Origin of the sequence: Aquimarina addita (assembly GCF_039539305.1) — a bacterium.
Lineage (GTDB): Bacteria > Bacteroidota > Bacteroidia > Flavobacteriales > Flavobacteriaceae > Aquimarina > Aquimarina addita.
In genome coordinates, this window is the sequence record NZ_BAABCW010000026.1 from 45,009 (window position 1) to 53,231 (window position 8,223).

An 8,223-nucleotide genomic window follows, 5' to 3' on the forward strand; every position below is an offset into this window, starting at 1 on the left:
TATGAATCAAATATCTGTCGATTAAAATAAATTTAGATTGTCATATGACAACAAATACTATTCTTGCGTAATTTGTTTGCGAATTCTACTTAAAGAAAATTTTGTAATACCTAAAAAGGAAGCTATATGCACTAATGGAACTCTTTTAATAAGGGTAGGATATTTTTCTAAAAAATCCAGATATGAGGTTTTAGCATCCTGACTTATTAGTTTTCGTTGAAAGTTGGTTTTTGCTAACAAGGTTTTGTTAGTTATAGCTTGCATTATACTATTCCAACTAGAAATTTTTTCAGAAAACATCTTCCATACATCCCTAGAAATTAGAATTGTGGTACAGTCAGTTTCAGCAATAATTGTCCCTGAACTAGGTATATACTCATTAAAACTATTGATATTGGTCACAAAATCGCTTTCTGACATAAATAGTGAGGTGATTTCGTTACCTTCTTTATCATAAAAAAAATATCGAAAAACACCTGATATTATAAACCCTACCTCATTTACATTTCTACCAGCTTCCACAAAAATGGCTCCCGTTTTAAACCTTTTAAACACTGATTGTTCTAAAATTAGTGTGATATCGTCATTAGATAGGTGACCAAATTTTTTGAGGTAGTCGATTAATTCATTTTGTTCTGTCATTGTAGTTAATTACTGAATGTTTTTACTCTTAAAAGTAAGGATCTTGTGTTTGAAACGTAGCTAGTAAAAAGATAGTATCTTTTCAGATTAACGCAAAGCCAAATTTTTTCTTTCTTTCTTTCTTTCTTTCTTTTTCTCTTTTCAAGACTCAAATTTAAAAATTTGATCATCTTCTTAATAAGAATTTACTTTTTAATTTAGCAGATGTTAGATATGTTTTATACACCCATCAGGTAGATTGTATATGTAAGGAATTCCTGTTAGCAATATTATACTTTGCCTCTATCAAAAACGTCGATTTGACATTTGTTTTGGTGAAAAAATGACAATATGTCTTGAAAATAGGCAACAGAACAAATTATTTTAATAAAAAATATAGTATAAAATATGGTTCATCTATTTTGGTATTTTTTTTGTTTTATTGACGTCGAAATCAATATAGATTTCAAATTTGAAATAATGTTTAATTTAAAATTTTGTAATTATGAGCAATTTAGTTAGTGTTCCTAAAAACGGAAGTTTAGCGAACAGTAATTCAAATCAACACTTTCCGACATTGTCAAATTGGTTAGATGATATTTTTAATCGAGATCTACCATCAGTATTTAACTCAAACTTCAATACTGGAATTACTTTGCCAAAAGTAAATATTAAAGAAACTGCTGATGCTTTTATGGTAGACATGGCAGTTCCAGGTCTGAAAAAGTCAGATTTTCATATTGATATTGACAATAAAATTTTATCAATTTCTACAGAAACTAAAGAAGAGAGTGAAGAGAAAGAAGAAAATTATACTCGTAGAGAGTTTGGTTACGCTTCTTTTAAACGAACCTTTACTTTACCTGAAAGTGTGAATGATGAAAAAATTAATGCGAGTTATAACCAAGGTATTTTGAGCATTCTATTACCAAAAAAAGAAGAGGCAAAACAAAAGCCTGTAAGAAGCATTAAAATATCATAATTGAATCATTAATTTTTGATTGAAGAATGTAGTATTTTAAAGGAGACCGATTAATCGGTCTCCTAAATACTTCTGATTTAATTTAATTTTTAAAATTTAAAGAGATGAAAAAATATGTTTTATTATTTATGATTGGCTTAGTAAGTGTCAATTGTAATAGTCAGGATAGTGAGATAAAAAATACGGAATCAAAGGAAATCGATGAAAAAGTAGTAAAAGAACCAAAAGGTAATTGGGAAGTAAATAAAGAGTTTGACGAAAATGGAAATTTAATTAGATATGACAGTATTTATTCCTGGTCTTCTAATGATAAGTACGATAATCTATCATTGTCAGAGCGTGATAGTTTGATGCAATCTTTTAAATCTAGATTTTTCACCAAGTTTTCGGGATTTAAAAATCAAGGGTTTGAAGATGTTTTTTCTAAAGATTCACTTTTTAGCAACCATTTTTTTAATGATGATTTTTTTGAAAGTGATTTTGGTTCAGAATTTATGGATATCGACAAAATCAGGCAACAGATGATTACCAGGCAGAAATTGTTTTTAGAAAAATATCAGTCAGACTTTAATAAACCTGAAGACGAAAACTAAATAGTTTTCGTCTTTTCCTTTTTTGAGTTGGGTTATTTTATAGCCTTTCCTAAAAATGTAGTCTAAAGATTTTTTTGTTATTTCTATTGAATCTTTTTTTGAAGCAGTTTGACTTCATCTGATTGAAGTGTTTAAATATATATCGAGTACTAATGATTTTATGTATGACGTCGTATAGATTAAGTTGAATATTATTTCCTAATTTATGATGTAACTTTTTACCATCTTCTATAGGCAATTAAAACTTTATGAGTACCCAAAAAGGCTAAAGGATGAATTTATTTATAAGTCATAATGATTGTTTGTTATTTTAGATATTCTGTTTAATCTATCGTATTTGAAAATGTAATGAGAAGTTTTGCTAGTAGTATTACAATCTACAGGGTGAATTCCTGTAATTTATATAAATGATAAAGCATGATTGTGTCATAATTACTTGTAATAGCTAACATTTTGCGCAATAAGTGAAGGCTAATTCCAAGAAAGTATGCTAAGTTTATTTATTTCTTTTTTTTTGAGTTATAGTCCATTCAATTTTTCTTGACTTTGCATATTCTTTAATTGTACTTAAACCTATTTTTTTTCTTCTTTTATCTACAAATTCAGGTTGGCTTATTTCGTAAAATACGGGTTCTTCATTATCATAGTTGATTTGCGTACCATATAATTGAGCTTTATTAGAATTAATCAACATTCTATCAATTAGTCGAGCATAATGAATTGATTGTGATTCCTTTTTTAAAACAGAATTTTTTAATAACGATGCATACTTTTCTTTAGAAGTGATACTTCCATGTTGTAAAACACCCCATAGAGCTGTATTTGCTAATCTACCAATTTGAGAAATTCCTAACCAGCCATATGTATCTATAATATTTGTCACTTCTTTTTCAAGAATCTTATCTTGCGCTTCTACAACCTCCCAAAAATATTCATAAGCATCAGAATCTTTTCCAAGTTTTTTTTCCGCCTCAATATAGATACGCCTAAAAGTTTGATCTTTCATAAATATCGTTTCTAATTCAGTTTTTAATGAATCTAACTGCTTTTTGGTCGGTATTTCAAAATGAAAACTTGTTTGAGAAAATAATGATGTTACTACAAAAAAGTATAGTATTGTAAATAAATATTTCATATCTAAATTTTAAATGAGTGTGAATACAAATAAACCTTTAGTTGAACTAAGGGTTAGTTTAATTTTAATGACTAGTGTCAATTGTAACCTAGGTTTCTACTTATTTTTTTTATTAAAATATCTTCTTATTAAATAGTTTCTTAAAATGCTCAATACAGTTAGATAAGTTGTAATAATTATATTTTTTCCTGAATTATTCTCCACTTCCAATACCGGGAAAATAATATGTAGCGAGACCATAGTTATAACAAAGTCTACGGTTACATTAAAAATACTTTCCATGAATGATTGTTTTTTAGTTTGCATCTTTAAATATTATAACTTCAGAAGACATAGCATGTTTATATAATTTAATAATTCGGTATCCAAATTTTTTTGAATTGATTTCGATAGTATCAATGTTTTTTTCAATTTGAAACGATACTGCAGGTGTGATAAATTGGGTTATATTTTTATATATTTTATGACTTTCCATATGATAATGCCCACAATATATAGTGATCTTGTTGGAACTAGATGTTAATATATTTATAACCTTGTCTTGGTTAATTAGCTTACCTATGGCATCTACTTTAAGATTAAGTCCAATAATTGGGTGATGAATAAAAATTATCATAGTTTTTGAAACCTTGAGTTCTTTTTCAAGCCATAAGAGTTGTTTATCATCGATAATACCTTTTGAAGAATCTAGGTATATGTATTTATAAAATTTTCTTGAGTCGGCTCGGTAAATTTTTTTTGAACTACTATTTATTCCATTAAAATAATATTTAGATAATATTGAGAACTTATCGTGGTTACCAAGGGTAATTGATAATTTTCTTTTATTTAATCGCTTGAAAAAATATTCTATCCCTTCATTTTCTCCAATATCACCAGTACACACAACTTGAGAGATATCTCTACATTCTATATCTTTTAAAATAATATCAAGACGTTTTCTAGCTACTGATTTATTTTCAAATGGGTAGGATTCGTCTAAATGTAAATCTGTAATTTGAGCTATTTTATACACTATAATTGATATTTAAGTACATCAAAAATAATTTCATATTAAGTTTAGCAGTTATAAAATCTTGCTCATTTTAAAACATTTTTCTGTATGTTGTGGGTGAAAGACCTACAAACTTTTTAAAAATATTTGAAAAATAAGGTAAACTATCAAAACCACAGGAAATTGCAATTTCAAAAATAGAATCCTTTGAGTATCGAAGTTTATTCTTTGCATTTTCTAATCGAATAGCAGTTAAATATTCAAGGGGTGTATTCCCGTTTATTTCTCTGAAGAGTCTATGTAAATGATATTTACTAATCCCAATATCCTTACTAATTTTCTCAAGTGATATTTTATCTCTAAAATTATCATTCAGGTATTTTTTTGTTTCTATAATTGATTTGTATAATTCTCTTTTAGTATCATGCTTTATTATTTTTAACTTTTTAAAGTTGGTGTCAATTGAGACTTGTTCCTGAATAATTAGTTCAGAAATTGTCAAGAATAACTCTTCAATTTGTTGATTTAAATGGACTTGGTCATGTTCATATAAATAAACTATTTTATGAAGTAAGTTTTTGACTTTTTGATTAGAACTTTTATGAATTATTTCAAGAAATTGTAATGAAGAGTTATCACCAAGGTAAAAATGTGATATTTCATTAATTAGCTTAGGTGATAAGAACAATGATAAACCTTTCGTTCCTTTTTTAGCTTCGGTAATAATTTGACAATCGTTTAAAATTACATATTCACTTCTTGAAACTTTGATATCTTTATGACCAATGTTGTAATATTTAGTGCCGTCAATAACATATTTTAATGTATAGGTAGACTGGTAAGTAATTGAAACTCTTTCAGAATGATTAGAATACAATATTTTATTTTCCATTTGATTGGAAAAGGTGGGGGTTGAAGTTATTTCTTCAAACTGAATCATATGAGTAAAGAATTGTTGTTTTAAGTGGCAATGTTCAGTATATGAAACGCATCATAAGTATACAATGATTTCGATTCAACATTGAGCCAAATTTTAATTTTTATGTATAGTTTTTTAACTAAATATAATCAAATTAAAAATTTAGCGGTTTTTGAAAAAGACTGGACTTTTCGATTTCTCAAAAGCTTGCTATGTTTTTTACATAGTTGCACCTAGTTTTCTATTATTTCGGCTTTTAAAATACTTTTATCTATGTCAAGTTTAAAGTCATTTTGTGAGGATCTTATTTTTAAAAAAACAACTCCTTCATTAACAGCTCCTATGTAAAATGATTGATTAGCAATTAAACTGTCATTTCGAAAAATATCCATCGAAAAATGTCGAAAATCTTTTTTATCAATTTCTTTTAAATCTTCTTTTAGGTTCTTTTGGGTTAAATTTGCAGATCTAATTTCAATAAGCACATTTTCTTTAATGTAGTCGTACATCATATCAACATATCCTTTTTCTTTTTTTGGATCATTTTGATACTCTTTATAAATAGGAAATGTGCTAGCTTCTAAATAGTTCGTATTATTTTTCTCAAGGTGTAAAAATATTGTGTTGGGTCTATTATTATAAGTTTTTATTAATTCCTTTTTATCGTATCCTATTTCCTCAAATTCTGGAGTTTCTTTATGACTGCTTAAAAATCGTTCTAACAGTTCGTTTTTATTTAATTCAGTGTATTCATCCTTTATATTTAGAGTAAATCCGGTAATTGGATCTGCAATTATTTTGTCGTTATTTGAAGTACAAGAAAAAAGAATAAAAAGAGATAATATAATAGTTGTTTTTTTCATTTTGTTTTAAATTTTTGAGCTATTGTATACAATGGTTTGTGTATGAGTAGTGGCTGGTTTTTACTCACAAACCTTTCGGTTTTGTACTGATCTTTTTTTATGTTTGTACTTTCGTTTTGTTACTTAAACCGCTATTAATTAGGATGTTTTGTTAGCATATGTTTTTATTTTCCATAAATAAATCTTAAACCATTTGTGAAACCCACTCCAAAAATGGTACGATGAGTTTCATTTTCAATAACTTCTGATTCAAGCTTTAAATTTGATATATTTTTCTGTTTTAAAAATTGAATGAACTCTTCCTGATAGTTATTTGTTCTAACATCTAATTCTCCTGAAGCCATATATAATTTTATCCGTTTGTTGAAATTTAAACTTTTACTTGAAGCTTGATTAACTAATAATTTGTCTTTATACCATAATGAAGGTCCTAATAGTAAATATCTGTTAAAAAGATGTGGTTTGTCTAAGAAAGCATATGAACCAAAAAGTCCTCCGTAAGAGTGACCATACATAGCTCTATCTTCCTGTTTAGTTCTAAATTCTTTTTCGATAAATGGGAAAAGTTCAAATTCGAGGAAGTCACTAAATTTTGATGCACCACCTGTCGGGTCAACATCATTATTCCCCATTCTTAAGTCTTTATCCTCTACAGGTGTCAAATCTCTGCTTCTTAACCTATAAAAGTTCTTGTAATCCGTATTATAGGCAATTCCCACAACCAATATTTCTGGAATTAGCTTATCTTTAATAAGTCTTTGTACTATGTAGCTGACACCTCCAAAGTTTGTTTCTGCATCAATTACATATAAAACAGGATAAGTTATATCCTTATTCTGAAAATAACTTTTGGGATAAGAAATTTTAATTTGATATTTCTGATTGTTAAATTTTGAGATTAATTCTTTAACGTCAGTATTTGCAATAGTAACCTGAGAAGTTCTTTTCAAACTGTCAGACAATCGAATTTGAGTTTCAAGGTCGTTTATTTTATTTCTTAAACTTTGATTTTCAATTTTCAGGTTTGATTCATATTCATTCTTTTTATTACAAGCAATTAATAGGATGAATAAAGTAAGTAGGTAGAAATATTTTTTCATTCTTTAAGTGTATGCTGTTGGTTTAATATATGTGTCGTAGCAGAGCAAGACGTTATCTTGCTTTTTGATTTTTTTGCGCATTAGTTATTAACTTTTTAATTTTGCAAGCATTGCGCCTTGCCTAAAAGATATAAACTTTTCGATTCGCACTCAACTTTGATTTCATAGGACACGTTGTTAGCCACAGGTATTTTTACATTCTACAATTTTCTCCATAAACTTCTTTCCAATATTTAGTATTCTCTATAATGGTTTCTCCAATTTTTTTGCGAACTTCATTTTCTAATATATTCTTATGATCTCCAAAAACGAAATTCCCAAAATACATTTTTTCAGCCTTTGAAATATAATCATTCATCAATTCAGTTTCGCTATCAGTCTTTGGTTTAATTTTTAGAAATTTCATTCCTTTGTGTTCGTTCCATTCGTCTACATATGTTTCTATATATAATTTTGAACTTTCTAGGCTCACAAAACCTTTTTCATTTACTAAATAAATTTGTTTTCTAAAACCGTAAGGATAAATATTTTTCATCATTCTATCTCCACTTGCCCAATATGAATAGAAAATCAATTTAGAATCTTTTATTTCATATTCTCCTAATTCAATATTCTCACTACTACAATCTCCATCAAAATTAGATAGAATGTGTGTCAACAATTTATTATTATTTCTATATAATTCAATAAATTCAGTTTGTTCATTTTCATTAATAGTAACAGTAATAATTTTAAATTCTGTCCCATTTATTATTTTCTTTACGGTTTGAGAAAAACCAAAATTTATACATAAAAATATAGTAATTAGAAGGTTTATCTGTTTCATCTTTCTTCTGACTAACGTAAAAATACATCACTGATTTACAGTTATTTGCAAATCATCATTAGTTAATCCAAATTTATCAATTTGTTTTCTAATTCTTTTGACCAGACCTAGTTTTCTTTTTTGGTCGAGGTAGAGATAGTCTTCTGGATTTTGATATGGGATTCCTTTAGTGACCATATTCCAAATTATG

General features: G+C 27.3%; 10 protein-coding genes. 2 read left to right on the top strand and 8 right to left on the bottom strand.

Annotated features, from left to right (window positions below; translation table 11 throughout):
- Positions 1–57 precede the first annotated feature (57 nt).
- Positions 58–642 carry a Crp/Fnr family transcriptional regulator gene (locus ABD816_RS20235; RefSeq protein ID WP_344930523.1) on the bottom strand — a complete coding sequence of 195 codons (585 nt, stop codon included), beginning with the start codon at positions 640–642 and terminating at the stop codon, positions 58–60.
- A 484-nt stretch (positions 643–1,126) separates the two neighbouring features.
- On the opposite strand from ABD816_RS20235, the gene ABD816_RS20240 reads away from it, so the two are divergent.
- The gene (locus ABD816_RS20240; protein ID WP_344930524.1) at positions 1,127–1,603 is read left to right on the top strand and encodes an Hsp20/alpha crystallin family protein; all 477 of its coding nucleotides are present in this window, start codon (positions 1,127–1,129) and stop codon (positions 1,601–1,603) included.
- A gap of 104 nt (positions 1,604–1,707) precedes the next feature.
- A complete protein-coding gene (locus tag ABD816_RS20245) occupies positions 1,708–2,196 on the top strand; it encodes a hypothetical protein (protein ID WP_344930526.1) in 489 nt (162 codons plus the stop codon).
- Positions 2,197–2,692: 496 nt separating this feature from the next.
- On the opposite strand, the gene ABD816_RS20250 is transcribed toward ABD816_RS20245, so the two are convergent.
- The 7 genes from ABD816_RS20250 to ABD816_RS20275 form a co-directional block, all read right to left on the bottom strand.
- Positions 2,693–3,331 (bottom strand): DUF6624 domain-containing protein, encoded by a 639-nt coding sequence (locus tag ABD816_RS20250; RefSeq protein WP_344930527.1) that lies wholly within the window; start codon positions 3,329–3,331, stop codon positions 2,693–2,695.
- A gap of 96 nt (positions 3,332–3,427) precedes the next feature.
- On the bottom strand, positions 3,428–3,637 hold the full coding sequence (locus tag ABD816_RS22340; RefSeq protein ID WP_425549131.1) for a DUF7220 family protein: 210 nt from the start codon (positions 3,635–3,637) through the stop codon (positions 3,428–3,430).
- Positions 3,627–4,346 carry a metallophosphoesterase family protein gene (locus ABD816_RS20255; protein ID WP_344930530.1) on the bottom strand — a complete coding sequence of 240 codons (720 nt, stop codon included), beginning with the start codon at positions 4,344–4,346 and terminating at the stop codon, positions 3,627–3,629. The genes ABD816_RS22340 and ABD816_RS20255 overlap by 11 nt, the downstream gene beginning before the upstream one ends.
- 70 nt (positions 4,347–4,416) lie before the next feature.
- The gene (locus ABD816_RS20260) at positions 4,417–5,265 is read right to left on the bottom strand and encodes an AraC family transcriptional regulator (RefSeq protein ID WP_344930531.1); all 849 of its coding nucleotides are present in this window, start codon (positions 5,263–5,265) and stop codon (positions 4,417–4,419) included.
- A gap of 212 nt (positions 5,266–5,477) precedes the next feature.
- Positions 5,478–6,107 carry a hypothetical protein gene (locus tag ABD816_RS20265; RefSeq protein WP_344930533.1) on the bottom strand — a complete coding sequence of 210 codons (630 nt, stop codon included), beginning with the start codon at positions 6,105–6,107 and terminating at the stop codon, positions 5,478–5,480.
- A 164-nt stretch (positions 6,108–6,271) separates the two neighbouring features.
- The gene (locus tag ABD816_RS20270; protein ID WP_344930535.1) at positions 6,272–7,207 is read right to left on the bottom strand and encodes an alpha/beta hydrolase; all 936 of its coding nucleotides are present in this window, start codon (positions 7,205–7,207) and stop codon (positions 6,272–6,274) included.
- A gap of 193 nt (positions 7,208–7,400) precedes the next feature.
- Positions 7,401–8,033 carry a hypothetical protein gene (locus tag ABD816_RS20275; RefSeq protein ID WP_344930536.1) on the bottom strand — a complete coding sequence of 211 codons (633 nt, stop codon included), beginning with the start codon at positions 8,031–8,033 and terminating at the stop codon, positions 7,401–7,403.
- Positions 8,034–8,223 lie beyond the last annotated feature (190 nt).